Below are 24,612 nucleotides of genomic sequence, written 5' to 3' on the forward strand. Positions count from 1 at the left end.
CCGTGACCCCCGCGAGCCGGTCGATCTCTCTCGTCGCGCCCCGCGCCGTCGCCCGCCTGTGACGCCCGCCACCTGAGGCCCCGTACAGAGAGCCACACCCGGTTTCGTATGGTGGTCATGGACCGATCACAAGGCAACGAGGGAGGACGTGTGCGCAGCTCGTTTCTGATCGTCGCGAACCGGTTGCCCGTGGACAGGACCATCACGGCGGACGGCACCGCCAGTTGGCGGCGCAGTCCCGGGGGCCTGGTCACGGCGATCGCGCCCGTGATGCAACGCCGCGACGGCGCGTGGCTGGGCTGGCACGGGGCTCCCGACGAGGAGCTCAAGCCCTTCGAGCACGACGGCATGAACCTCATCCCCGTCCCGCTCTCGGCCGGCGAGGTCGAGCTCTACTACGAGGGGTTCTCCAACGCGACCCTGTGGCCGCTGTACCACGACGTCGTGGCGACGCCCGTCTTCTCCCGCGTGCTGTGGGACGCCTACCGCGCGGTCAACGAGAGGTTCGCGCGGGCCGCCGCCGACGCCGCGGCCGAGAACGCCGTTGTTTGGATCCAGGACTACCAGCTCCAGCTCGTCCCCTCGATGCTGCGGGCCCTGCGGCCCGACCTGCGCATCGGCTTCTTCCTGCACATCCCCTTCCCGCCCGCCGAGCTGTTCTGGCAGCTCCCCTGGCGGCGCGAGATCCTCGAAGGGCTGCTCGGCGCCGACCTGGTCGGCTTCCAGCGGCCCGGCGGCGCCTCCAACTTCATCCGGCTGTGCCGCCGCCAGCTCGGCCTGCAGAACCAGCGGCAGGAGATCTTCGTCGGCGACCGCACCGTCCGCGCCGAGGCGTTCCCGATCTCGGTGGACTTCGGCGAGCTGGACTCCCTGGTGCGCGAGCCGCACATCCTGGCCCGCGCCAAGGAGATCCGCGCCGAACTGGGCGAGCCGGAGCACGTCCTGCTCGGCGTCGACCGGCTCGACTACACCAAGGGCATCGGCCAGCGGCTGAAGGCCTTCGGCGAGCTGCTCGCCGACAAGACGATCAGCCCGGGCGAGGCGGTGTTCGTCCAGATCGCCACGCCCAGCCGCGAGCGGGTCGAGAGCTACCGCGCCCTGCGCGACGAGATCGAGCTGCGGGTGGGGCGCATCAACGGCCAGCACGGCGTGCTCGGCGTCCCGCCGCTGAACTACTTCCACCAGTCCTACGACCGCGAAGAGCTGGCCGCTCTGTACTGCGCCGCCGACGTCATGGTGGTCACGCCGCTGCGCGACGGCATGAACCTGGTCGCCAAGGAGTACGTCGCCTGCCGGCACGACCTGCGGGGCGCGCTCGTGCTCAGCGAGTTCGCGGGCGCGGCCGACGAGCTCAAGCACGCCTTCCTGGTCAACCCCTACGACGTCGAGGGGCTCAAGCGGCAGATGGTCGCCGCCATGCGGGCCACCCCGCACGAGCTGTCGCGGCGGATGCGCTCCATGCGCCGCCGCGTCGCCACCTATGACGTCGACCGGTGGGCGGGGGAGTTCCTGGCGGCCCTGGAGCGCTGACCGCCCTACGACCTGACGACCGCCCTACGACCTGACGACGCGCTCGGCCTTCTCGGGGATGGCCTTCCACGCCCGGTACCTCTTGTGGGCCGAGCGCGTCACCACGATGCGGGCGACCTCCATGCCCACGCCCAGCACCACCGCGAAGCCCACCGCCTCGGCGAGGCTGGTCTCCAGCGAGTTGGGGTCGGCAGGCGGCTTCTTGCCGGTGGTCTTCTGCCAGCCGATCTCGATGGCCTTGCGGGTGGCGTACCCGACGCCCAGCGCGACCACCGCGCCGATGAGCCGCCACGCCATGTCGGGCTTCTCGACCTCGTCTGATTTGGCCATGACTTCTCCCCTCGTCGATCTAGATGAACCCTAGCCCCTCGTGCCGGAGGGCGGGGTGACGCCATACCATAGGGCGCCATGACCCAACAGCGACCGCGCCATGTCACCGTCCCCGAAAGGCCCTCTCTCGATGGCCTGGAGCCGGTATGGGCGGCCCGCTGGGAGGCCGAGGGCACCTACCGCTTCGACCGGGCCAAGACCCGCGAGCAGGTGTACTCCATCGACACCCCGCCGCCGACCGTCTCGGGCGCCCTGCACGTCGGCCACGTCTTCTCCTACACCCACACCGACACGATCGCCCGCTTCCAGCGCATGCGCGGACGTGAGGTGTTCTACCCCATGGGGTGGGACGACAACGGCCTGCCCACCGAGCGCCGCGTGCAGAACCACTTCGGCGTGCGCTGCGACCCCTCGCTGCCCTACGACCCCGGCTTCCGCCCGCCCGGCAAGCCCGACCCCAAGCGCCAGGTCCCCGTCTCGCGGCGCAACTTCATCGAGCTGTGCGAGCAGCTGACCACCGAGGACGAGAAGGCCTTCGAAGAGCTGTGGCGCCACCTCGGGCTCTCGGTCGACTGGTCGCTGACCTACGCCACGATCGACGAGGCCTCCCGGGCCGCCTCCCAGCGGGCGTTCCTGCGCAACCTGGCGCGCGGCGAGGCGTACGTCGCCGAGGGGCCCACCCTCTGGGACGTGACCTTCCGCACGGCCGTCGCCCAGGCCGAGCTGGAGGACCGCGAGTGGCCGGGCGCCTTCCACCGCATCCGGTTCGGCGGGGTCCCCGGCACCGCGTACGCCGACGGCGTCGCCATCGAGACCACCCGCCCCGAGCTGATCCCGGCCTGTGTGGCCCTGGTCGCCCACCCCGACGACGAGCGCTACCAGCCCCTGTTCGGCAAGACGGTGCTCACGCCGCTGTTCGGCGTCCAGGTGCCCGTGCTCGCCCACCGGCTGGCCGAGCGCGACAAGGGCTCCGGCATCGCGATGATCTGCACCTTCGGCGACCTCACCGACGTCGTCTGGTGGCGCGAGCTCGACCTGCCGGCCCGCCCGGTCATCGGCTGGGACGGCCGCATGCTGGCCGATCCGCCCGAGGGTGTCCCCGCCGAGACCTACGCCCTGCTGGCCGGCCTGACGACCCACTCGGCCCGCGAGCGCGTCGTCCAACTGCTGCGGGACACCGAGGAGCTGGAGGAGGAGCCGCGCAAGGTCTCCCGCCCGGTCAAGTTCTACGAGAAGGGCGACCGGCCGCTGGAGATCGTCACCACCCGCCAGTGGTACATCCGCAACGGCGGGCGCGATCCCCGGCTGCGGTCGGCGCTGCTCGAACGCGGGCGCGAGCTGCGCTGGCACCCGCCGCACATGCGGGTGCGCTACGAGAACTGGGTGCAGGGCCTGGCCGGAGACTGGCTGATCTCCCGGCAGCGGTTCTTCGGCGTGCCCATCCCCGTGTGGTACCCGCTGGACTCCGAGGGCCTGCCCATCCACGACGCGCCGATCGTGCCGCCCGAGGACGCCCTGCCGGTCGACCCCTCGAGCGACGTGCCGCCCGGCTACGCCGAGGACCAGCGGGGCAAGCCCTTCGGCTTCGCCGCCGACCCCGACGTCATGGACACCTGGGCCACCTCCTCGCTGACCCCGCAGATCGTCTCGGGCTGGGAGCGCGACGACGACCTGTACCGGCGGGTGTTCCCCATGGACCTGCGGCCGCAGGCCCACGAGATCATCCGCACGTGGCTGTTCGCCTCGGTGGTCCGGGCGCACCTCGAGAGCGGCGTGCTGCCCTGGCGCGACGCCGCGATCGCCGGCTGGATCCTCGACCCCGACCGCAAGAAGATGTCCAAGTCCAAGGGCAACGTGGTCACGCCCATGGGCCTGCTGCGCGAGTACGGCTCCGACGCGGTCCGCTACTGGGCCGCCGGCGGCCGTCCGGGCACCGACACGGCCTTCGACACCGGGCAGATCAAGGTCGGCCGCCGCCTGGCCATCAAGATCCTCAATGCCTCCAAGTTCGTGCTCGGCCTGGGCGAGGCGGCGGGGGAGCAGGTCACCGAGGCGCTCGACCGGTCGATGCTCGCCCGGCTGGCCGGGGTGGTGGAGGAGGCCACGGCCGCCTTCGCGTCCTACGACTACACCCGCGCCCTGGAGGCCACCGAGCGGTTCTTCTGGGAGTTCTGCGACGACTACCTCGAACTGGTCAAGTCCCGCGCCTACGGGGACGACGCCGGAGCGGTGTCGGCCCGCGCCGCGCTGCGGCAGGCGCTCCAGGTGATGCTGCGGCTGTTCGCGCCGTTCCTGCCGTTCGTCACCGAGGAGGTCTGGTCCTGGTGGCGGGAGGGCTCGGTGCACCGCGCCGCCTGGCCGTCGGCCGGCGAACTGGACGCCTCCGGCGACGCGCGGGTCCTGGCCGCGGTGTCGCAGGTGCTGCGCGAGGTCCGCAAGGCCAAGTCCGCGGCCAAGCTGTCCATGCGCGCGGAGGTGGCGCGGCTGGACGTCCACGGCGCCGCGGTCGAGCTGGTGCGCCACGGGCAGGACGACCTGTGCGCGGCCGGAGCGGTCGAGGAGTTCGTCCTCGGCTCCGCCGACGGTGAGCCGGAGGTGACGGTCACGCTCGCCGAGGCCGCCGCCGGGTGACCCATTCACCAGCGAGACGGGCATATCGGGTGGCCTTCGGCGGGGGAGACCAGGCCGTCCCTTGAACCCGGCCGTAACCTGCGCGCGTTCGGCCGCCCGGCGTGCCAGTCTGTAGTGGTGATCGCGGAACGGGAGACTGACGGGCGCACTGTGCCACCGGTGCTTTCCGCCATGGCGGCCTGGAGCTGGCGGCTGATCGTCATCGGCGTGGTGATCTACTTCTCGGCGCAGATCATCGTCCACCTCAGCTTCGTGGCGCTGCCCCTGGCGGTGGCGCTGCTGCTGACCGCCCTGCTCTACCCGCTCACCGACCGGCTGCGCAAGGCGGGCCTGCGCCCCATCGGGGCGACGTGGGTCACCATGCTGTCCGCCCTCGCCCTGCTGGTCGCCGTCGGGTTCATCATCGGCACCCGGGCCAACGACGAGTTCCCCGGGCTGATCGCGCAGATCCAGAAGACCACCCGCGACGTGCAGGGCTGGCTGCTCACCGGACCGTTCCACCTCAAAGAGGCCCAGCTCACCGGCATGCTGGATGAGATCATCCGGCAGGTCAACGCCCAGCGCAGCGCGCTCACCGGAGCGCTGCTGTCCACGGCGGCGGTCTTCATCGAGGTCCTCGCCTCCATCGTGCTGCTGCTGTTCGTCACCTTCTTCATGCTCAAGGACGGCGACCGCATCTGGTCGTGGTTCCTGCGCGGCTTCGGCTCGGCCGCGCCCCGGGTCGACCGCGCCGGCCGCGCAGCCTGGCACACCCTCTCGCAGTACATCCACGGCACGGTCATCGTGGCCGCCATCCACGGCGTGATCATCGGCATCGTGCTGTTCGCCATGAGGGTGCCGCTGTGGGCGCCGCTCGCGGTCCTGATCTTCCTGGCGAGCTTCATCCCGATCATCGGCATCTTCATCGCCGGGGGCCTGGCCGCCCTGGTGACCCTCGGCGCGCAGGGGCCCATCTTCGCCCTGGTCTTCATCGGCATCCTGCTCGTCGAGCAGCAACTGGAGAACCACGTGCTCCAGCCGATGATCGTCGGGCGGGCCGTGAAGTTCCACCCCTTGGCGATCATCCTGGTGCTCGCGATCGGCGGCATCCTCGGCGGCATCGCCGGCGCGGCGATCGCCGTGCCGATCGCCGCCGTGGTCTACCGCGCCCTGCCGGAGCTGCGCAGGAGCCCGCGTGAGCTGCCGCCCGCCGCCCCGCACGAGCCGCCCGGGCCGCAGCCGCCGGCCGGGCCCGCCGCGCCACAGGAGCCCGCCCAGCCCGGGAAGCCCGCCGAGCCCGCCGAGCCCGCCGAGCCCACAAAACCCACAAAGCCCGCCGAGCCCGGGGCGCCCGACGCGCCGCGCCGGCCGCGCGAGTCCGCCGATCCGCCCCCGCCGCGCCGGCCGCAGGAGCCGCACGAGGCCGCCGGACCGGCCGCGCCCGCCGCGAGCCGTGCGCCCGCCGCGGGGGAGGACGTGTCGCCGCAGCACAGCGGGTAAGGTCTCCGTTCGTGACACCTTGCACGCCCCGCCCGCCCCGGTACGCTTCAGGGCGTACCTTGAGGCTGAGGGCTTGGCCCGCGCGCCCGCGGGCCGCCGCGCCGGCGTGCCGGTCCCGGTGGGCGCCCGGCGGCCCGGCAGGCGAGGTCACACCGACGTCAGCCGAGCGCGGCTCCACGACCACGAGGTGAATCCATGATCGAGGTGCTGATCCAGCGGCTCGACCCCGGCCTTCCGCTCCCGTCCTACGCCCACCCGGGTGACGCGGGGGCCGACCTGCACGCCGCCGCGGACGTCGAACTGCTGCCGGGCGAGCGGGCCGTCGTGGGCACCGGCGTGGCGATCGCGCTGCCGGACGGGTACGCGGCCTTCGTGCACCCGCGTTCCGGCCTCGCGGCCCGCCACGGCGTCACGCTCGTCAACGCGCCCGGCACGGTGGACGCCGGCTACCGCGGCGAGATCCGGGTGACGCTGATCAACACCGACGCCAAGGACGCCGTGCGGCTGCGCAGGGGCGACCGCATCGCCCAGCTCGTCGTCCAGCGGGTCGAGAAGGCAGCTTTCTACGAGGTGGAGCGGCTTCCCGGGTCGGCGCGCGGCGCCGACGGGTTCGGCTCCACCGGCCGATAAGTCGACAAGGAGTGTGAACGAAGTGTTCCGACGCCGCCGTCATGCGGAGCAAGAGGAGACGGCACCGGCCGCCGAGGCGCCGGTCCCCGTCCGCGAGTCGGGACCGTGGGACGCCGACGAGCCCCACCCCGACACCGAGCGGGTCGACCTGGGCGGCATGCGCCTGCCCATCGGCTCCGGGTTCGAGATCCAGCTCAACGTCGCCGGCGACCAGATCGTCGGCGCCGTCGTCATGGTCGAAGAGAGCGCCCTGCAGGTGCACGCGTTCGCCGCGCCCAAGAAGACCGGCATCTGGGACGAGGTCCGCGGCGAGCTGTCGCGCGAGCTGACCGCCGCCGGGGGCACCTGCGAGCAGCGCGAGGGCCCCTTCGGCGCCGAGCTGGCCGCCGAGATCATGCAGGACGGCGCCACCCAGCCCGTCCGGTTCATCGGCGTCGACGGCCCGCGCTGGTTCCTGCGCGGGGTCATCAGCGGCCGGGCCATCGCCGACCCCGCCGTCGCCAAGACCCTGGAGGACGTCCTGCGCGACATCGTGGTCGTCCGGGGTGACCTGCCCATGGCGCCCAAGGAGCCCATCGAGCTGCGCCTGCCCGCCGAGGCCCGCCAGGCCGTCGAGCAGCAGGCCGCCCAGGAGGGCCGGCCCTCGCTCGATCCGTTCGAGCGCGGACCTGAGATCAGCGAGACTCGCTGACGTAAGCTGCGGGCAGGACGGTCAGGACCACAGGGCTCGCGAGGAGTGAACAGAGATGAGTACGGCAGAGCCCGTCAAACGGGGGCTGCGCGGTTTCCTGCGGCGGCTGACGACCAGCCAGGCCGAGCTGGAGGCGGCGGAGCTCCAGGAGGACCTCGACCAGTACGGGGCGACGCCCATCGCCTCCTGCGGCCAGCGCAGGAGGTTCTGCGTCGCGGGCACCCTGCGCACGGTGACGCTGCGGCCCCGGGGCGGCGTCCCGTCCCTCGAGGCCGAGCTGTACGACGGGTCGGACGTGGTCGACCTGGTGTGGCTGGGCCGACGGAAGATCGTGGGCATCGAGCCGGGGCGCGTCGTGCGCGCCGAAGGGCTCGTCAGCGTCCAGGACGGCCGTAAGGTGATGTTCAACCCTCGTTACGAGCTGCGGCCGGCGAGCGGCCAGTGACCACGGTTCCCCCAGGCGAGGAGACCAATGACCATGCAGCCGCCCAAGGACGCGCCGGCCACGGGAGCGCGCCGGTGAGCACGTCCTCCGAGACGGCCCGCGAGGCGGCCGCGCACGACACCGTCGAGGCCGCCATCCGCGCCCAGCTCACCAAGGCGCTCGGCGGCGTGCGGGGCATCGTCGAGGCGGCCGTGCCGACGATCGCCTTCACCGTCTCCTGGATCGTCACCGAGCAGCTCAAGACCTCGCTGATCATCAGCATCGGCGCGGCCGTCCTGCTGCTGGTGGTGCGGCTGGCGCAGCGCTCCACGCCGCAGTTCGTGCTCAACAGCCTGGTCGGCATCGGCATCGGCGCGTTCTTCGCCTCCCGCACGGGCGAGGCCAAGGACGTCTTCATGCCGGGCATCCTCTACAACGCCGCCTACGCGGCCGCGATGACGCTGTCGATCATCGTCCGCTGGCCGGTCGTCGGGTTCCTCATCGGCTCGGTGACCGGCGACCCGACCGGCTGGCGGCGCGACGTCGGCATCGTCCGGCTCTGCTCGCGGCTGACCTGGCTGCTCATCCTGCCCTGCCTGCTGCGCGTGGTGGTGCAGCTCCCGCTCTACTTCGCCGACCAGGTCGCCGCGCTCGGGGTGGCGAAGGTCGCGCTCGGCTGGCCGGTCCAGGTGGCCGCGCTGGCCGCCATGGTGTGGGTGCTGGCCCGCGGCCGCACCCCGATCAGCCCCGCGCCGCCGCCCACCGGCACCTGACCCCCGCCGTCCGGGGCCCGTTCCGCGGGCGTCCGGACGACGACCGTCCCCGCCGCCGAGGGCAGGGACGGCCGTTCCCGTGGCGGGCCGTTCCGCGGCGGCGACCCACGGCCGCGACGGCGACGGCCGCGCCCCTGGCGGGTGCGCGGCCGTCCGCTGCGGTCTCGGCGGGTGTCTCAGTGCGGGGACAGAAGGTGCGCGAGGTCCTCCTCGACCTCCTGGCTGGCCACGAACAGCAACTCGTCCCCGGCCTCCAGCGGATCGTCGTCCGAAGGCACCAGCACCCGGCCCTCGCGCAGGATGGCCACCAGGGCCGAGTCCTGCGGCCAGGGCACCGACCCGGCCCGCTGCCCGACGACCGGGGCGTCCTCGGGGAGCGTGAGCTCCACCAGGTTGGCCTGGCCCTGCCGGAAGGTCATCAGCCGCACCAGGTCGCCCACGCTGACCGCCTCCTCGACCAGGGCCGAGAGCAGGCGAGGGGTGGACACCGCGACGTCCACGCCCCACGACTCGTTGAACAGCCACTCGTTCTTCGGGTGGTTGATGCGGGCCACCACGCGCGGCACGCCGTACTCGGTCTTGGCCAGCAGCGACACCACGAGGTTGGCCTTGTCGTCGCCGGTCGCCGCGATCACCACGTGGCAGGCGTTCAGCCCCGCCTCGTCCAGCGCGGAGATCTCGCAGGCGTCCGCCAGCAGCCACTCGGCCTGCGGCACGCTGTCGATCTTGATGGCCGACGGGTCGGCGTCGATGAGCAGGACCTCGTGGCCGTTCTCCAGCAACTCGGCGGCGATGGACCGGCCGACCGCCCCCGCGCCCGCGATCGTGACGCGCATCAGTGGGACTCCTCCTCAGGCGCCGAGGACAGCACCTTGTTGATCCGGTCCATGTCGGTGTCGGCGGCGATCACGTGCAGGATGTCGCCCTCCTGCAGGACCGTGTCGTCCTTGGGCAGCAGCGCCTCGCCCATGCGGTTGACGAAGGCGACCCGGGTGGCGGCGAGTTCCTGCACCTTCTTGGTGCGGGTGCCGATCCAGCCCTGGTGGTAGGCCACCTCGGCGAGGGTCACGGTGCCGGTGGGGTCGCGCCACAGCGGCTCGGCGCCCTCGGGGAGCACCCGGCGCAGGATCTGGTCGGCCGTCCATCGCACCGTCGCCACCGTCGGGATGCCGAGACGCTGGTACACCTCGGCCCGCCGCGAGTCGTAGATGCGGGCCACCACGTTGTCCACGCCGAAGGTCTCGCGTGCCACGCGGGCGGAGATGATGTTGGAGTTGTCGCCGCTGCTGACCGCGACGTACGCGGCGGCCGACTCGATGCCGGCCTCCTCCAGGACGTCGCGGTCGAACCCGACGCCGGTGACGCGGCGCCCGCGGAACCCGGCGCGCAGCCGCCGGAACGCCTGCGGGTCCCTGTCGATGATCGCGACCGAGTGGCCGCTGTCCTCGAGGATGTGGGCGAGAGTCGATCCGACCCGGCCGCATCCCATGATGACGATGTGCATGCTCCCCCGCCGTTGGCATCGAGGCGGCAACTGGACGTTATACAGCTACCAGGCCAAGTATGGCCGGTTCTGGGAGCGCCATGTGATGCGCACCGCACCTGAGGACTAGCATCGTCACTCGTGGTCAAGGTTGCAGATATGGTCAAGCGACTACTCGTGGGCCGCGCCCTTCGAAGCGCGCAGGCCCACGAGCAGTTGCTGCCCAAGCGCATCGCGCTGCCGGTGTTCGCCAGCGACGCGCTCTCCTCGGTGGCGTACGCCCCGCAGGAGATCCTCATCACCCTCGGCATCGCCGGCATCGCGGCCTACCACTTCACTCCGTGGATCGCCCTCGCGGTCGTGGTGATCCTGCTGACGGTGGTCGCCTCCTACCGCCAGAATGTGCGGGCCTACACCAGCGGCGGTGGCGACTTCGAGGTGGCCACCGAGAACCTCGGCAACAACCAGGGCCTGGTCGTCGCCAGCGCGCTCATGGTCGACTACGTGCTCACCGTCGCGGTGTCGGTCTCCTCCGGCGTGGAGAACCTCGGCGCGGCGCTGCCCTTCCTGGCCGACCGCAGGGTCGCGGCGGCCATCGTGGTCGTCGCCCTGCTGACCGTCATGAACCTGCGGGGCATCAGGGAGTCCGGCCTGGCCTTCGCCATCCCCACCTATGCCTTCATGCTCAGCGTCTTCGGCCTGATGATCTGGGGTGGGGTGCGGCTGGCGCTCGGCACCGAGCTGACCGCCCCCACGGCCGGCTACACCGTCACCGGTGAGAGCGTCGGCGTGGGCGGCTTCGCCCTGATCTTCCTGCTGCTGCGCGCCTTCTCCTCCGGCTGCGCCGCGCTGACCGGCGTCGAGGCCATCAGCAACGGCGTGCCGGCCTTCAAGAAGCCCAAGGGCAAGAACGCCGCCAACACGCTGCTGGCGCTCGGCGCGCTCGCCGCGACGATGTTCGTCGGCATCACCGCCCTGGCCTACGTCACCGGCGCCAAGTTCGCCGACCCCTCCCAGGGCAGCACGCTCCTCGACGGGTCGGGCAGGCCCGTGGAGAACCCGGCCCCGGTGATCGCGCAGGTCGCCCAGACGGTGTTCAGCAACTTCACCCCCGCCTTCTACTTCATCACGGCGATGACCGCGCTGATCCTCGTGCTCGCCGCGAACACGGCCTTCAACGGCTTCCCGGTGCTCGCCTCGGTGCTGGCGCAGAACCGCTACCTGCCGCGCCAGCTCCACACGCGCGGCGACCGCCTGGCCTTCAGCAACGGCATCATCATCCTGGCCACCATGGCGGGCCTGCTGATCTACGCCTTCCACGCCGAGACCACCCGCCTGGTGCAGCTCTACATCGTCGGGGTGTTCGTGTCCTTCACCATCAGCCAGACCGGCATGGTGCGGCACTGGAACCGGCTGCTGCGCACCGAGGACGAGGCCAAGAAGCGCGCGCAGATGCAGCGGTCCAGGGTGATCAACGCCTTCGGCGCGACGGTGACCGGCCTGGTGCTGGTGGTCGTCCTGATCACCAAGTTCACCCACGGCGCGTGGATCGCCTGCGCCGCCATGGTCGTGCTGTTCGTCATGATGCGCGGCATCCGGCGCCACTACGACAACGTCGCAACCGAGCTCACCGTGCCCGAGCAGCACGAGGTCGACGAGTCCATGCTCCCGGCCAGGAACCACGCCATCGTCCTGCTCTCCAAGATCCACAAACCGACGCTGCGCGCCCTGGCGTACGCGCGCGCCACGCGCCCCTCCAAACTGGAGGCGATCAGCGTCGCGGTGGACCCCGACGAGGCCCGGCAACTGCAGGCCGACTGGGAGGAGCGGGGCATCCCGGTGCCGCTGAAGGTCCTGGACTCGCCGTACCGCGAGATCACCCGGCCGGTGCTCGAATACGTCAAGAGCCTGCGGCGCCGGTCGCCGCGCGATGTCGTCACCGTGTTCATCCCCGAGTATGTCGTGGGCCACTGGTGGGAACATCTGCTTCACAACCAGAGTGCGCTGCGGCTGAAGGGCAGGCTGCTCTTCCAGCCGGGCGTGATGGTCACCAGCGTGCCGTGGCAGCTGGCCTCCTCCGACCGGCTCCGGGGCCGTCCGGAGACGTTCGCCCCCGGCTCGGTGCGCCGGCCGTACGCTGTGGCTCGTAAGGATGACCAGGTCAAGACGTGAGCGGGGGGACCGGAGTGCCGATCGAACTCAATGTTGAGCGCGTCGCCAACGGGGGATGGTGCGTCGCCAGGCACGAGGGCCGGGTGGTCTTCGTCCGCCATGCCCTGCCAGGTGAGCGGGTGCTGGCAGAGGTCACCGAGGAGACCACGCGGTTCCTGCGGGCCGACGCCGTGGAGATCCTCCAGGCGTCGCCCGACCGCGTCACCCCGCCGTGCCCGTTCGCCGGGCCGGGCCGCTGCGGCGGCTGCGACTGGCAGCACGCCACCCTGGAGGCCCAGCGCCGCCTCAAGGGCGAGGTCGTCGCCGAGCAGCTCCAGCGGCTCGCCGGCATCGACATGAAGGTCGACGTCGAGGAGGTCCCCGGCGCGGTCAGGGGCCTCGGCTGGCGCACCCGCGTCCAGTTCGCCGTCACCCCCGACGGCGTCCCCGGCCTGCGCCGCCACCGCTCCCACGAGATCGAGCCGGTCGACGCCTGCCTGATCGCCCACAAGGAGGTCGAGCGCGTGGGCGTCGAGCGGGCCGACTGGCGCGGCGCCGCCGCCGTGGAGGCCATCGCCACCTCGACGGGGGAGCGGGCCGTCGTCGTCACGCCCAAGACCCACCGCACGGTCGCGGTGCCCGAGCTCGGCGCCGACGCCTACGTGCTGGTCGACGAGGGCCGGGGCCAGGCGCGGGCCGTGCGGGGGCGCACGGCGCTCACCGAGCGGGCCGGCGGACGCGACTTCCGGGTCACCGGCAGCGGCTTCTGGCAGGTCCATCCCGGCGTGCCGGGCGTGCTGCTGGAGGCGGTCCTGGAGTACGCCGCCGTCCGGCCTGGAGACTGGGCGCTCGACCTCTACTGCGGCGTCGGGCTGTTCGCGGCGGCCCTGGCGGAGGCGGCCGGTCCCGAGGGCGCCGTGCTCGGCATCGAGTCCGACGCGCGCGCCGTGCAGGACGCCCGCCACAACCTGCGCGACCTGCCGCAGGCGCGCGTCGAGCGCGGCCGTGTCGAGGACACCCTCGACCGGCTCGGCGTCGAGCGGGCCGACGTGGTGGTCGTCGACCCGCCGCGCACCGGACTCGGCCGCGACGTGGTCGGCCGGGTCGCCGGCCTGGACGCCGGCCGCATCGTCTACGTCTCCTGCGACCCCGCCACACTGGCCCGCGACCTGTCCTGGTTCGCCGACCACGGCTACCCCGCCGTCGACCTGCGCGCCTTCGACGCCTTCCCGATGACCCACCACGTCGAAACCGTGGTCCTCCTGGTAAAAGATGTGACCTAGGGTCTGACCAGCAGCGATGTACCACGCCATCAGTCGGCATGGGTGCCCGGCTATGGGTACGGGGGCGCGTCGTTGCCCCAGGACGCCGAGTACGAGGTGACGTACAAGGTGACCGGCGGCGATGACCCGCAGATCAACACCTTCACCCTGTGTGGCGACGGTGAGGCCACCATCGATGAGAGCAGCTTTACCTCCACGCCCTCATCAGGTTCTGGGAGCCGGGCGGTGGATCTCAACCTCACCGCGCACTACCGGTGCACCCGGGCGTTCACCCCGGGTATGGTGACCCGGCGCAGAGGGCGCGTCATCACCATTGGGTCGATCACTGCCCGCTCCGGCCGCCCCGGCCTGGCCGCCTACGCAGCGGCCAAGGCCGGCCTGATCGGGCTTACCCGGTCCCTGGCTCGCGAGCTCGGCCCCCACGCCATCACGGTCAACATCGTGATCCCCGGACCCATCCAGGTCGAGCGGGAAACCCGCCTGCCCGCCGACCAGCGCACCGCACCGGACCAGCAGATCGCACGCCAGTGCCTGCCCCGGCGTGGCCAGCCTGACGATGTCGCCGGAGCTGTAACGTGGCTCGCAGGGCCCGGTGCTTGCTTCGTTACCGGGCAGTCCGTACACGTCGACGGCGGGTACCTACTGCACTGAAAGGAGGTGATCCATGACCGATCGCGTACGGGCCGTCCTGGTCACCCCCAGCGGCATGTTGCTCACCGTCAAACGGATCCGCCCTGACGTCGAGCCGTACTGGGTGCTCCCCGGTGGGGGCGTCGAGCAGGCGGACGCGACGCTGGAGGACGCGCTTGCCCGGGAGATCCACGAAGAGCTCGCCGGCTGCGCCCGCATCCACTCCCTCATCCACGTCGAGGAGATCAACGGCGAGCGGCAGTACTTCTTCCTCGCCCGCATCGACCACTGGGACCCGGCGCGCCGCTCCGGCCCGGAGTTCACCGACCCCGCGCGAGGAGCCTACATCGTCGAGGAGATCCCACTCACCCCCTCAGCCCTCGCGCGCATCGCGCTCAAGCCGGAGTCGATAGGTGACCTGCTCAGCCGGCATGCCTCCGAGCTGTTCGGCCTGGCCGACGTATGCTCGCCCCACCCCGCCTGAGGGTCGACCACAGCCGAACGACGCAAACGCCTCCGCTCCTGGCGGGGCGGGAACCGCCGGGCGCCGGTGATGCGCGCGTTGTCGTCGGCGGCCGCGGTGCCGGGGCGCAGAGTCGTAGCCGGGGAACGTAGGTGGTCATCGCAATAGGTGGCGGTTGGGCCTGGTTCGCCCCTGCTGGTACGTACTTTGTAAAGGGGCTGGCACGGTGAGCGGAGTTACCAGGATGCCCAGGCGGCGGTGGCGTCGTCGTGGGGCTTGGCCCGGCCGGGCACGCCATGGCGTCGTTCAGCCTCGCGCACCTGGCTGATCAGCTCGGCGGGCCCGGCCCCGGCGGCGGTCCGCACCAGGTGCTCCCAGGTGTGGCCGTACCACTCGACCAGGCGGGTCACGCCGTCGGTGGCCAGCAGGACGCCGCTCAGCCCGGCGGCCTCCACCGAGCCGGCCACGGCCTCGCCGGCCGCCTCCGGGAGCGCGCCGGCGACCCAGAACCCGCCCGGCCTGTTGCGCACCGAGCGCACCAGCGCCAGGCTGTACGGCCGGCCGCCGGGCAGGTGGTCGATGCGGTCGTCGTCGATCACCGTGACCACGCCGTCCCTGCTGTGCAACACGACCGGCGAGTCGCACAGCACCAGGTAGTCCAGCATTTCCGCGCGCCTCCGGACCATCGCCACCGTGGAGGACGGCGAGTCCGCGTTCGCCAGGTCGCATGCCCCTTCGTGGGCGTCCATCGCCTCGCCGATCGCGGCGGCGAGGATCTGCCGCAGGCCGGCGTCCGGCTCGGCGGCGAGCCCGCGCGCCAGCCCCGCGCCCAGCCGGGCGACGTACCAGGCGACGTCGTGCCGGCATCCCGAATCCACCCCGGCCGCGGCCGTGGCCCCGTCCAGCACGGCGACCCACTCGGGCCCGGCGATGACCAGGTCCTCATTGCGGCGGCCCGGGACGGGAGCGGCCGCCGTGGAGAAGGTGACGTGCAAGGGACTCCTCACCTGAGATCGGACGCCGGCCAGGCCGGCACGGCGTGCCGCCTGTCACCGATTATGCGTCCGCGACGGCAAGGGCCAGGACCGCCGGGACGCGCTCGGGCCCGAGGAGACGGTCGCCGGCCGCGACCGGTGCCGGCGAGTCAGGTGAGGACGAGGGCGTCATGGGAGGGCGTCGTGGTCCGGGACGCGCTCGCTGGCGCCGTAGATGGGGCCTCGGGCCCACTGGAGCAGGCCGGTCGGGGGCAGGCCGGGGATGGGGTTGCGAACGGGGTCGAAGCGGGTCGGCTCAGCGGCGTCCGACCGGGCGGGGCCGGTGAGCGTCAGCGTCCCGAACCGCTCCCAGGGGCCGAGAGGGGAGGCGACCACCAGGTCGAACCGCAGTGGACCTGCCTCCGCGGCCCGTCTGAGCGCCGCGAGGCCCGCCGGCGGGCCGGGCCATCTCGCGACCGCGCCGAGCAGGACATGACCGCCGCCGGCCGCGTACGGGAGGAGCGAACCGTACATGCCGGGCGACCATCTGGTCGCGGGGCGCAGCAGGCGGCGGCCAAGCAGGGTGTGCCCTGTGGTGGCGAGCAGGAGTTCCGCGGTGACCTCACCGGTGCCGTCGTCGGAGGCGGCGGAGGTCCGCCGGCGCAGGGCCTGGCCGAGGATGTCGGGCAGGGGAGGGGGCAGGCCGGCGGCGCGGGACAGGCGGGCGACGCCTCGAAGGTCCGCCGGCTCGTCGAGGAAGGCGGCGCCCCTGCGGCGGGAGGCGCCGTGCAGGGCGAGCGTGGCGTCGAAGACCAGCCCGTCGGGGTGCAGCGGACGCCCGTGCCGCAGCCGTGCCACCGCCTGGAACACCGCCGCCGCTCCGCCGGCCACCGCCGCCACCACCGTCCGGACCGGCCCACCGTCTTCGCGCCCGAGCGGGCGTATCGGCTCGGACGGCCGGATCGGCGTGTTCTCGCCTCGTCCGGACGGCTGGACCTGCGCGTCCTCTGCGTGCCCGGGCGGTCGGTTCGGCTCGCTCTCGCCTTGTCCGGGCGGCCCGATCGGCTCGCTTTCTCTTCGTCCGGACGGCTGGGCCGGTTTTGTCTTCGCCTGTTCGGACGTATGGACCCGCGTGACATCGCCCTGCTGGTGTGGGGGCCGTCCATGTCGCTGCACGCGTTCCTCCTACGGCCCGAACGCGAAGTCCCTGGGATGTCCGGTCAACTCTGGCGCTACCCGTGGGCGGGCTCGCGAATCCCCGCGCGAGGCGTGTTGCCACGGGCGAGCGGGGAATCTGGGCGACGAAGGGCTTTGCTGCGCCTTGACCTGCGGTTTCTTATCATTTCCGGCATGTCGAAATGGGTCGGGGGAGAGGGATACGAGGTCGAGCCGATCAGGCTGGACGGCCACACGCTGCTCCGGGTGCGCCAGCACGGAGTGCTGATCGCCTACTGCCGCTCGGTCGCCGAGGTGGCGTCCATCGTGGACCTGGACGAGCTGGTCGAGCTGGTCATCCTGCCGCAGGCAGCCGCCGGCGGCCGGAACTGAGTACCGGGAGCCGTACCAGAAGACGGTGGCCGGGACCCTGGCGGCCGCTCGCTCGGATCGGGTCCTCGGTGGAACCACATCGTCGCGAAGCGGCCGCACATCCGCGTGCCCCGTTTGCCCATTGGTGATCAGGAGCTGGTCGTACGCGCCCGCTCACCGTGGTGCTTCACGGCTCGCCCGGTCAAGCCGTCGCCGGGTCGCCGGATCGCGAGGGACCTTCCACGTGCCAGTGAGGCACGTGGCCGGCGCCGGGCCCGAGGGGCCGTTATACGCCCGGTCGGCCCGGTGGCTGCTGGATCGGAAGTTGCGCGTCACGCACGCCCGGCTGGCTCGGCCCCTGCGAGCCGCCGGCGATCGGCAGGGCCGGCGCCGGAAGGATGTGCGGTCGCGGCCCTGACGGGTAGTGCGGACCGGGGATCGGCCTCGGGTAGTGCGGGTACGGCCTTGGCCACCAGCCCGGCCGGGAGTACGGGTAGGGGTACGGATACGGGTACGGCAGGACGTACGGAGGGGTCACGGGATAGCCGCCTCCGACGGCGACGCATTCATACTGCGGACAGGGCAGCGTGAAGCACTGCTTGGGCGAGTACACGCAGGTGTAGCCGGGCGGGCACACTACGTCGCCGCAGCCTTGCTTGGAGCACGGGGCCTTCGGGGCCGAAGCCGTGGCGGACGATGCCGGCGCCATCGTAGACCCGGCGGCGGCAAGGCTGCCCGCGTTGGCCGAGGCGGTCAACGCGGAGAACGGCAGCGCCGCCAGAGCCGCCGTGATGACGAACGATATTCGGATCATGATGAATCCCTGAACCCTTCTTGGTTCCCCCGGTGCAACCCCCGCGCGAACCCGCCGGGCAACCGTGGATTCGCCGGTATCTCGTGACAGGCCTCGCGGCCTACCGGGATCGTCGCATTCGGCGGCCGGAATCCATTGGCAGCCACGCCATCACCGGGACCAGGAAACAGTAAGAATGGCGGTTGCCTGAACAGAGCCCCGCTGCCGCGAACCCTACCCAGCGCTATGTACCGATTGTCGGGAACGTAGGCGCTTCTGGTCGAATACGCTTTTTGTGGAGACGCAGGCAATGGTCTCCGATGCGACGTCGGAAGGGCCCGGGACCGCTTGGCCGGGACCGCCTGGCCGGGACCGCCTGGCCGGGACCGTGACGGTCGGACCGGCGCTGGACGGTATCTCCCGTGAGCACGCGACCTATTCCCGAGGCGTCAACCGGCGAAGGCCGACGCTTCCGGCCCTTTCGGCGGGAAGCGTCATTATGACATCCGCCCCACGCCGCGACGAACGGCGCGCAGAACCAGGAATTCGATGTCCTTCTCGCCGTGAGATAACCGGGATCGCCCGGATGCGGTTTCGAGCGCCTTCGGACAGGATGTCCAGTCTGACGTGCGGTCATCGGAATCGGGGCATCCGCCGAGGACCTCCGGGAGCCGTCGCGAACGCCGCACCGGCGGCCCGGCATTGTGAGCGGCCGACGTCGCGGCGCGTTTTCCGGGTGTTCGGCGCCGTCGGCCGCCTGTGCACGACTTCGCGGCGCGTGCGGCACTTCACCGGCCGGCGCCTCGCGACCGCTCAGCTGTCCTGCGCTTCCATGGCCACGCCGGAGAAGTGAGCGGTGGCATTTCGCGAGGACCGTTGATCCGTGCAATCAGGGCGACACGCCGCGAATATCGATATGACGAGCTTGCGGCGGCGCTCATCGACGGGTCGGGCGGAGAAGTCCGCGATGTCGGGCAGGAGATCCGGCCGGACGGGGAAAGCGAACTTAATGACATCATCATCCTGGCAAAGAGCCGCGCGTGCGAGCGCTTCACCTCGAATTCCGAGGAGAGAATGAAGAGTGGCTACATTGATGAAACGGACCCTGCTGAGCGGCGCGCTCGCCGGGGTCGTTATCGTTTACTCACCTGCCGTGGCAGGTGCCGAGGCAAAGACCCCCTGGCCACCAGGTCAGGCGGTCATCGACTATACGATGAGCGGCACATACTACGGAGCACCGATGTGGGGCCATTTCGTGGCTCAACGCGCCTGTGTTCCCACGCTCTGCCCGCCGGCGAGTGTTCAGGTGGTCAGGCCGCAGGCCGCCCCGGTCGCGCCCGGCGCGATCCCGCTGTGCGCCTGGCTCGGTCTTCCCCAATCACTCTGCAAGGTGCCGCCGGGTCCCGCCGGTCCTCCCGGTCCTCCCGGTCCGCCCGGACTGCCCGGACCCAGGGGTTTCCCGGGACGACCGGGGACGGACGGCGCCCCAGGTCCCGCCGGTCCGCAAGGTCCCGCAGGTCCTGAGGGTCCCGCCGGCCCCGCCGGTCCTCAGGGACCCGCCGGTCCCGAGGGGGCTGAGGGTCCCGCTGGTCCCGAGGGCCCTGCGGGTCCCCAAGGTCCCGAGGGTCCGGGGGGTCCTGCCGGTCCTGAAGGCCCTGCCGGTCCTGCGGGCCCGCAAGGTCCGGGGGGTCCTGCCGGTCCTGAAGGTCCCGCCGGTCCTGCGGGTCCGGAGGGCCCCGCCGGTCCTGAGGGTCCCGGCGGTCCTGCCGGTCCTGCGGGTCCCGCTGGTCCCGAGGGCCCTGCGGGTCCCCAAGGTCCCGAGGGTCCGGGGGGTCCTGCCGGTCCTGAAGGCCCTGCCGGTCCTGTGGGTCCGCAAGGTCCGGAGGGCCCTGCCGGTCCCGAAGGTCCCGCCGGCCCTCCCGGTCCTTCCGGCATTTCCGGCCCTTCTGGTCTGACGGTCTTCCCGGTCGTCGCCCCGCAGGTCACCGGGTTCACCGTGTATCCGGATTCGTGTCCGGGAGCACTGGGGTACGGGGTGGCCTACCCCGTGTGCGGCTGACCGCCATCGATGCCCGCCAACTGAGATGAACCGAAGAGGTGTGCGCCGCGAGCGGCGCACACCTCTTTCGTGCGTGCGAGGAGTTCCGGCTGTCGAGCAGCGGCCCCGGCGGTCTCGCCCGCCGACCCGTGGACGTCCGGAGTGTCCTCTCTGAGCCGTGGACATCCGGCGTGCCCTCACCAGGCTTGGACGTCTTGTCCTGCTCTTACCGGGCCGTGGAGGCCCGGCGTGCCTTCAGCGGCGGGCGTCGCCGGTACTCCGATGCGAGCCGGGTCACCGCTCCCGGCCTCCTGTGCCCCCCGCGACACCGCGGACGTCGCGGGCGCCCGGCCCCTGCCCCCACCGCTCCAACTCGGCCTGGGCCATGCTCGCCACGGGCCCGGAACACCTGCGTGCAGCCAGTGCGGCGTGACCGTCCGCCTTCGCCGGGTGGCCGCCCTTCCCCGGCCCCGACCGAGGTGCGATCGGCCGCACCAGCTCCAGGCTGGCTGTCCGCGAACGTTCACCGGTCGGTCGCCGTAGCCGGCGCCGGCATGGCCGTACGACGACCCGCCGACCCGGCGCCGATCCCCTCCAGCACACACCGGGGTGGAGGGCCGCACCTGGTGAACGCATGTGGTCACCGAACCGGCCGCCCGACAGCCGCCCGAAGGCGAGCCACTGCCGACGAAGACGGTGACGACGGCGACAGTGGCGGCGGCGGCGGTGACGGCGGCGGTGACGGTGACGGCGGTGGCGGTGGCGGTGGTGGTGGCGGCGGCGACCGTGGCGGTGACGGCGGTGGCGGTGGCGGTGGCGGCGGCGACCGTGGCGGTGGCGGCGGCGACCGTGGCGGTGACGGCGGTGACGGCGGTGGCGGCGGTGACGGTGGCGGTGACGGTGGTGGTGGCGGTGGCGGCGGCGGTGGTGACGGTGACAGTGGCGGCGATGATCGGGGGCCTTCGCCCTTGCTTTTCGCCTTTCTTCGGATCCGTGGTCGCGGACGATGCTGAGGGCCCACGGAGGATCAGTCGGCTGCGGATCGCGATTTATGGGATATCTGGCGTAGGTGCATTCCGGGGGTCGCCGTGAAAGACCGGATTTCCTCTCGGCCGGCCGGAGTGAGAATGTTATGTCGTGATCTGTCGCGCTACCGGTGAATTGGGATAGACGCGTCCGCCGGATGCGGGGGCATTCGGCGCGAGGGCCCGAGCCGAGGGTATGCCACCTCGTGATCATGGCCATGACCTGTGGTTTTGTGGAAATGCCCGGTGGAAGCCACGTGGATCCCCCTGGCAAGGCGTTGCGTTGAGCGAAGGCGCTATTGGTCGCGGCGCCTCTAACTTTACCGTCATCTGACTCTCTCGCACCCTTATGGCTGATCGGGCGTTGGGTACTCTCTGAGCGGTCACATTCGGTAATCGCCGTTCAACGCAGTCCGCGTACGGACGGGCTGTTGCGGCGATTTACTAATAGGGAGAATTCAAGAATGATTCGCCGCCTTCTGGTCACCACGGCATGCGTCGGTATGGCCGTCATCGCCCCGGCCGCCGCCGCCTCCGCCGACGCGGTGCACGCGAAGAGCGCCAAGACCTCCGCTCGGGCCAACTGCTGCCCCTGTGGCGTCGGTGTCGTCCCGACGGTGGTCCCGACGGTCATCGGCTCCGCCTGCCCGGGCGGCTACTACGGCGCCGGCTACGGCGTCGGCTACGGGGCCGGCTACGGCTACGGCGCCGGTTACGGTGCCGGTTACGGCTACGGGGCCGGCTACGGGTCCGGCGGCGGCTACGGCGTCGGCGTCGGCTACGGCAGCGGCGGCGGCCGCGGCCTGGGCCTGGGCCTCGGCCTGGGGCTGGGTCTCGGCCTCTGACCTGCCTAGCAGGAAGACAGGCGGCGCTTTCACGAGTCGTACTCGTGGAAGCGCCGCCTTCACTTTTGTGCCGGATGCGGTCCGGTACGTCGATCGTCTCAGCGATCGCTTCCGGCGTGGCGCGGGGCCTTTCAGCCCTGATCGCCATGAGCTGCCTTAAGGTGGCGTAGCGCGCATCCGGTGATCTTCGAGCGGTGCGCGGCGATCTCCCCCTGCTCTGGCGGTCGAGGTCGAGGAGAGATCATGTCGTGCGGACGCACAGCCCTCATGGGATGCGCTTTGACGGTCAGCGCGCTTGTCGTGGCGGCCACTCCGGCCGTCGCCCAGCCCCGGACGGCCGGCGTCGCGGTCACCGCGGTCACCGCGGGCGCCCACAGACCGCTGCCGGGCATGATCGAGGCACTGCAGCGCGACCTTCATCTCACCGCCGCGCAGGCCGAGGCCCGCATGCTCAACGAGATCCGCCTGACACCGATCGCGGCCCGGCTCGCCCGCGGACTCGGTGACCGTTACGGCGGGTCCTGGCTCACGGGGGCCACCGCCCAGACGCTCATGGTCGCCACCACCAGCTCCGCCGACATCCCCCAGATCCTCGCGGCCGGCGCGCGGCCGCAGGTGGTCAGCGGGTCGTTGGCCCAGCTCAACATGATCAAGGACAAGCTCGACGCCGCACTGCCCGCCCATCCCGCCACCGTGGGCGGCGTGCGCTTCGTCGACGTGCGCACCAACAGCGTCACGGTCCTGTCCGAGGAGCCCGGCAAGACCCATGACGTCATCAGGAGCATCGGACTGGACGGATCGGCGGTGCGGGTCGTGGCGTCCGCCGAGCGGCCCCGGCCCCTCTACGACCTGATGGGCGGTGACGCCTACTACATCGGGACCACGACCCGCTGCTCGATCGGCTTCCCGGTCGTGCGCGGCACCCAGAAGGGGTTCGTCAGCGCCGGTCACTGCGGCAGGGCGGGCCAGGCGACCTTCGGCTTCAACCGGGTCGCCCAGGGCACCTTCCAGGCGTCGGTCTTCCCCGTCGGCGACTTCTCCTGGGTCGGCGTCAACGGCAACTGGACGCCCAGGCCATCGGTGAAGGACGGCAGCGGCGGCGTGGTCAACGTCGCGGGGGCCAGGGAGGCCATCGAGGGCGCCTCGGTGTGCCGGTCCGGCTCGACCTCCGGCTGGCACTGCGGCATCATCCAGCAGCGCGACACCAGCGTCACCTACTCCCAGGGCACCGTCTACGAGCTCACCCGGACCAGCGTCTGCGCCGAGCCCGGTGACTCCGGCGGCCCCTTCATCTCCATCGACCAGGCGCAGGGAGTCACCTCCGGCGCGGCGGGCAACTGCACTTCGGGCGGGATCGGCTACTTCCAGCCGGTCAACCCGATCCTGTCGGCCTACGGCTTGAGTCTGGTGACCACCGCCGGCAACCCGCCGCCGACCACCGGCGCCTGCACCGGCTTTCCGCACACCGTCACCGGCTCCCTGACCGGCGGCCGGTACGCCTACCAGCCGGACGACCTCTACTACAACTCGGCCGTGAGCGGGGTGCACTCGGCCTGCCTGGACGGTCCAGAGGGCGCCGACTTCGATCTCCACCTGCAGAAGTGGAACGGCCGGAGCTGGGTCACCGTCGCCTCGGCCGCGGGACCGAACCCCGACGAGAGGATCGGCTACACCGGGACGGCGGGCTACTACCGCTACCGGGTGGACGCCGCGAGCGGGTCCGGCTCCTACTCGCTGGCTTACCGGGCCCCGTAGCGGCCCATGTGCATGGATCCCAGGCGCAAGACCGCCGCCGGGACCGAGGCGACCCCCGTCGTCATGGCCCGTCGTCATGCCCCGGCGACGGGCCGACGCCGGGGATCGACGGGCCGGGAGGCCGAGCGTTCGTGACCCGCGGTTCACCCGACCGCCGCGGGGGTCAGCTCGCCAGTTGGGGAGGCTCTCCTTCGCGGGTGACCTCGGTGGGGTGCTTGTCGTCGCGCAGGCCGCGCCAGGACGGGTGGCGCAGCCGCCGGTCGTGGGTCCACTCGGCGTACTGGACCTCGCCGACCAGCACCGGCTCCACCCAGTGGGCGCCTCGCGCCTGCTCTCGGGGCACCAGGTCGTCGAAGGGGCAGGCCGGTCGTCCGAGCGGGCCGAGCACCTCGCCCAGCTCGCGCAGCGTCTCCTCGGTGAACCCTGTGCCGACGTTGCCGGCGTACACCAGCCGTCCGGCCTCGTAGACGCCGACCAGCAGCGAGCCCATCGTCGCCGACCGGCGGCCACGCCCGGTCGTCCAGCCGCCGATCACCACCTCCTGCGCGCGGAAGTTCTTGACCTTGGTCCACTCGGGCGACCTGCGGCCGGGCCGGTAGGGCGACTGCAGGCGCTTGGCGACGACGCCCTCCATGCCGAGCTGCCGGCTCAGCCGCATGGCGTGCGCGCCGTCGTCGTGGAACCAGGCGGGCACCTGCCAGCGCGCGCCCGCGGCCACCACGTCCTCCAGCAGTTCCCGGCGCTGGACGTAGGGCAGGTTGATCGCCGGCTCGGCGTCCAGGTGCAGGATGTCGAAGAGCATGAACGTCACCGGGATCGTCCGGGCCAGCTTGCGCACCCGTTCCTCGCGGCGCTGGTGCATGCGCGGCTGCAGCGCCGAGAAGCTGGGGCGGCCGGCGTCGTCGAAGGCGACGATCTCCCCGTCGAGCACGACGTCGTGGCCGCCGACCGCGCCGGCCAGCGCGTACAGCTCGGGGTAGGCCACGGTGACCTCCTTGCCGTTGCGCGAGATGAGCCGGAGTGCGGAGTTCTCGACGTAGGCGAGGGCGCGCACGCCGTCCCACTTCATCTCATGGCCCCAGCTCGCGTCGTCGCCCGGCGGCGGCAGCGTGCCTAGCTGGGCGAGCATCGGAGTATAGGTAGGAAGTCCCCCCATG

22 protein-coding genes are annotated in these 24,612 nt (G+C 71.8%); 16 read left to right on the plus strand and 6 right to left on the minus strand.

Going from position 1 to position 24,612, the window contains the following annotated elements; all coding sequences use genetic code 11:
* Positions 1-117: 117 nt before the first annotated feature.
* Entirely contained in the window at positions 118-1,530 is a 1,413-nt protein-coding gene (locus tag ACFQSB_RS03780; protein ID WP_354851025.1) for an alpha,alpha-trehalose-phosphate synthase (UDP-forming), read from the plus strand.
* A 24-nt stretch (positions 1,531-1,554) separates the two neighbouring features.
* On the opposite strand, the gene ACFQSB_RS03785 is transcribed toward ACFQSB_RS03780, so the two are convergent.
* Positions 1,555-1,860, minus strand: coding sequence for a DUF4235 domain-containing protein (locus ACFQSB_RS03785; protein ID WP_354851027.1), 306 nt, complete (start codon positions 1,858-1,860; stop codon positions 1,555-1,557).
* Between the two features lie 78 nt (positions 1,861-1,938).
* Here ACFQSB_RS03785 and valS point away from each other — a divergent pair, with 78 nt between their 5' ends.
* From valS to ACFQSB_RS03815, 6 genes are all read left to right on the plus strand, one after another.
* The gene (gene valS, locus ACFQSB_RS03790; RefSeq protein ID WP_380824227.1) at positions 1,939-4,491 is read left to right on the plus strand and encodes a valine--tRNA ligase; all 2,553 of its coding nucleotides are present in this window, start codon (positions 1,939-1,941) and stop codon (positions 4,489-4,491) included.
* A gap of 159 nt (positions 4,492-4,650) precedes the next feature.
* Positions 4,651-5,970 (plus strand): AI-2E family transporter, encoded by a 1,320-nt coding sequence (locus tag ACFQSB_RS03795; protein ID WP_380824229.1) that lies wholly within the window; start codon positions 4,651-4,653, stop codon positions 5,968-5,970.
* Between the two features lie 195 nt (positions 5,971-6,165).
* Positions 6,166-6,600, plus strand: coding sequence for a dUTP diphosphatase (gene dut, locus ACFQSB_RS03800; protein WP_354851036.1), 435 nt, complete (start codon positions 6,166-6,168; stop codon positions 6,598-6,600).
* 22 nt (positions 6,601-6,622) lie between these two features.
* Positions 6,623-7,291: a DUF3710 domain-containing protein gene (locus tag ACFQSB_RS03805; protein WP_380824231.1), complete on the plus strand. Its 669-nt coding sequence runs from the start codon at positions 6,623-6,625 to the stop codon at positions 7,289-7,291.
* A 55-nt stretch (positions 7,292-7,346) separates the two neighbouring features.
* On the plus strand, positions 7,347-7,736 hold the full coding sequence (locus tag ACFQSB_RS03810; RefSeq protein WP_354851042.1) for an OB-fold nucleic acid binding domain-containing protein: 390 nt from the start codon (positions 7,347-7,349) through the stop codon (positions 7,734-7,736).
* 74 nt (positions 7,737-7,810) lie between these two features.
* Positions 7,811-8,488, plus strand: a complete 678-nt coding sequence (locus tag ACFQSB_RS03815) for a DUF3159 domain-containing protein (protein ID WP_380824232.1) — start codon at positions 7,811-7,813, stop codon at positions 8,486-8,488.
* Positions 8,489-8,664: 176 nt separating this feature from the next.
* On the opposite strand, the gene ACFQSB_RS03820 is transcribed toward ACFQSB_RS03815, so the two are convergent.
* Together ACFQSB_RS03820 and ACFQSB_RS03825 are read right to left on the minus strand one after the other, a co-directional pair.
* The gene (locus ACFQSB_RS03820; protein WP_354851047.1) at positions 8,665-9,324 is read right to left on the minus strand and encodes a potassium channel family protein; all 660 of its coding nucleotides are present in this window, start codon (positions 9,322-9,324) and stop codon (positions 8,665-8,667) included.
* Positions 9,324-9,992, minus strand: coding sequence for a potassium channel family protein (locus tag ACFQSB_RS03825; RefSeq protein WP_354851050.1), 669 nt, complete (start codon positions 9,990-9,992; stop codon positions 9,324-9,326). Before ACFQSB_RS03825 ends, ACFQSB_RS03820 begins: the two co-directional genes overlap by 1 nt.
* A gap of 138 nt (positions 9,993-10,130) precedes the next feature.
* On the opposite strand from ACFQSB_RS03825, the gene ACFQSB_RS03830 reads away from it, so the two are divergent.
* The 4 genes from ACFQSB_RS03830 (at position 10,131) to ACFQSB_RS03845 (ending at position 14,519) form a co-directional block, all read left to right on the plus strand.
* Positions 10,131-12,143, plus strand: a complete 2,013-nt coding sequence (locus tag ACFQSB_RS03830) for an APC family permease (protein WP_354851053.1) — start codon at positions 10,131-10,133, stop codon at positions 12,141-12,143.
* Positions 12,140-13,405, plus strand: a complete 1,266-nt coding sequence (locus ACFQSB_RS03835) for a class I SAM-dependent RNA methyltransferase (RefSeq protein WP_380824233.1) — start codon at positions 12,140-12,142, stop codon at positions 13,403-13,405. The genes ACFQSB_RS03830 and ACFQSB_RS03835 overlap by 4 nt, the downstream gene beginning before the upstream one ends.
* Before the next feature lie 96 nt (positions 13,406-13,501).
* Positions 13,502-14,056, plus strand: a complete 555-nt coding sequence (locus ACFQSB_RS03840) for an SDR family oxidoreductase (protein ID WP_380824234.1) — start codon at positions 13,502-13,504, stop codon at positions 14,054-14,056.
* Between the two features lie 13 nt (positions 14,057-14,069).
* Positions 14,070-14,519, plus strand: a complete 450-nt coding sequence (locus ACFQSB_RS03845) for an NUDIX hydrolase (RefSeq protein WP_380824235.1) — start codon at positions 14,070-14,072, stop codon at positions 14,517-14,519.
* 215 nt (positions 14,520-14,734) lie between these two features.
* Here the strand turns inward: ACFQSB_RS03845 and ACFQSB_RS03850 are convergent, their stop codons facing one another.
* Positions 14,735-15,493 carry a protein phosphatase 2C domain-containing protein gene (locus tag ACFQSB_RS03850; protein ID WP_380824237.1) on the minus strand — a complete coding sequence of 253 codons (759 nt, stop codon included), beginning with the start codon at positions 15,491-15,493 and terminating at the stop codon, positions 14,735-14,737.
* Positions 15,494-15,661: 168 nt separating this feature from the next.
* Complete coding sequence (locus tag ACFQSB_RS03855) at positions 15,662-16,363, minus strand: hypothetical protein (RefSeq protein ID WP_380824238.1); 702 nt, start codon at positions 16,361-16,363, stop codon at positions 15,662-15,664.
* Between the two features lie 459 nt (positions 16,364-16,822).
* Here ACFQSB_RS03855 and ACFQSB_RS03860 point away from each other — a divergent pair, with 459 nt between their 5' ends.
* From ACFQSB_RS03860 to ACFQSB_RS03880, 5 genes are all read left to right on the plus strand, one after another.
* Positions 16,823-17,020, plus strand: a complete 198-nt coding sequence (locus ACFQSB_RS03860) for a transposase (RefSeq protein WP_354851071.1) — start codon at positions 16,823-16,825, stop codon at positions 17,018-17,020.
* A gap of 635 nt (positions 17,021-17,655) precedes the next feature.
* Entirely contained in the window at positions 17,656-17,826 is a 171-nt protein-coding gene (locus ACFQSB_RS03865) for a hypothetical protein (protein WP_380824240.1), read from the plus strand.
* A 2,640-nt stretch (positions 17,827-20,466) separates the two neighbouring features.
* Positions 20,467-20,922 (plus strand): hypothetical protein, encoded by a 456-nt coding sequence (locus tag ACFQSB_RS03870; protein WP_380824242.1) that lies wholly within the window; start codon positions 20,467-20,469, stop codon positions 20,920-20,922.
* 397 nt (positions 20,923-21,319) lie between these two features.
* Positions 21,320-21,700: a hypothetical protein gene (locus ACFQSB_RS03875; protein WP_380824243.1), complete on the plus strand. Its 381-nt coding sequence runs from the start codon at positions 21,320-21,322 to the stop codon at positions 21,698-21,700.
* 279 nt (positions 21,701-21,979) lie between these two features.
* Positions 21,980-23,455, plus strand: coding sequence for a S1 family peptidase (locus ACFQSB_RS03880; protein WP_380824245.1), 1,476 nt, complete (start codon positions 21,980-21,982; stop codon positions 23,453-23,455).
* 163 nt (positions 23,456-23,618) lie between these two features.
* Here the strand turns inward: ACFQSB_RS03880 and ligD are convergent, their stop codons facing one another.
* Positions 23,619-24,584 (minus strand): non-homologous end-joining DNA ligase, encoded by a 966-nt coding sequence (ligD, locus tag ACFQSB_RS03885; protein WP_380824246.1) that lies wholly within the window; start codon positions 24,582-24,584, stop codon positions 23,619-23,621.
* Between the last annotated feature and the right edge of the window lie 28 nt (positions 24,585-24,612).

This window comes from Sphaerisporangium rhizosphaerae, assembly GCF_042665155.1.
Lineage (GTDB): Bacteria > Actinomycetota > Actinomycetes > Streptosporangiales > Streptosporangiaceae > Sphaerisporangium > Sphaerisporangium rhizosphaerae.

What these genes read in the sequence shown, in the direction of transcription:
- ACFQSB_RS03780 (WP_354851025.1), top strand. Translation starts at nt 118, where the DNA reads ATGGACCGATCACAAGGCAACGAGGGAGGACGTGTGCGCAGCTCGTTT.
- ACFQSB_RS03785 (WP_354851027.1), bottom strand. Translation starts at nt 1,860, where the DNA reads ATGGCCAAATCAGACGAGGTCGAGAAGCCCGACATGGCGTGGCGGCTC.
- valS (WP_380824227.1), top strand. Translation starts at nt 1,939, where the DNA reads ATGACCCAACAGCGACCGCGCCATGTCACCGTCCCCGAAAGGCCCTCT.
- dut (WP_354851036.1), top strand. Translation starts at nt 6,166, where the DNA reads ATGATCGAGGTGCTGATCCAGCGGCTCGACCCCGGCCTTCCGCTCCCG.
- ACFQSB_RS03810 (WP_354851042.1), top strand. Translation starts at nt 7,347, where the DNA reads ATGAGTACGGCAGAGCCCGTCAAACGGGGGCTGCGCGGTTTCCTGCGG.
- ACFQSB_RS03820 (WP_354851047.1), bottom strand. Translation starts at nt 9,324, where the DNA reads ATGCGCGTCACGATCGCGGGCGCGGGGGCGGTCGGCCGGTCCATCGCC.
- ACFQSB_RS03825 (WP_354851050.1), bottom strand. Translation starts at nt 9,992, where the DNA reads ATGCACATCGTCATCATGGGATGCGGCCGGGTCGGATCGACTCTCGCC.
- ACFQSB_RS03830 (WP_354851053.1), top strand. Translation starts at nt 10,131, where the DNA reads ATGGTCAAGCGACTACTCGTGGGCCGCGCCCTTCGAAGCGCGCAGGCC.
- ACFQSB_RS03845 (WP_380824235.1), top strand. Translation starts at nt 14,070, where the DNA reads ATGACCGATCGCGTACGGGCCGTCCTGGTCACCCCCAGCGGCATGTTG.
- ACFQSB_RS03860 (WP_354851071.1), top strand. Translation starts at nt 16,823, where the DNA reads ATGTCGAAATGGGTCGGGGGAGAGGGATACGAGGTCGAGCCGATCAGG.
- ACFQSB_RS03875 (WP_380824243.1), top strand. Translation starts at nt 21,320, where the DNA reads ATGATTCGCCGCCTTCTGGTCACCACGGCATGCGTCGGTATGGCCGTC.
- ligD (WP_380824246.1), bottom strand. Translation starts at nt 24,584, where the DNA reads ATGCTCGCCCAGCTAGGCACGCTGCCGCCGCCGGGCGACGACGCGAGC.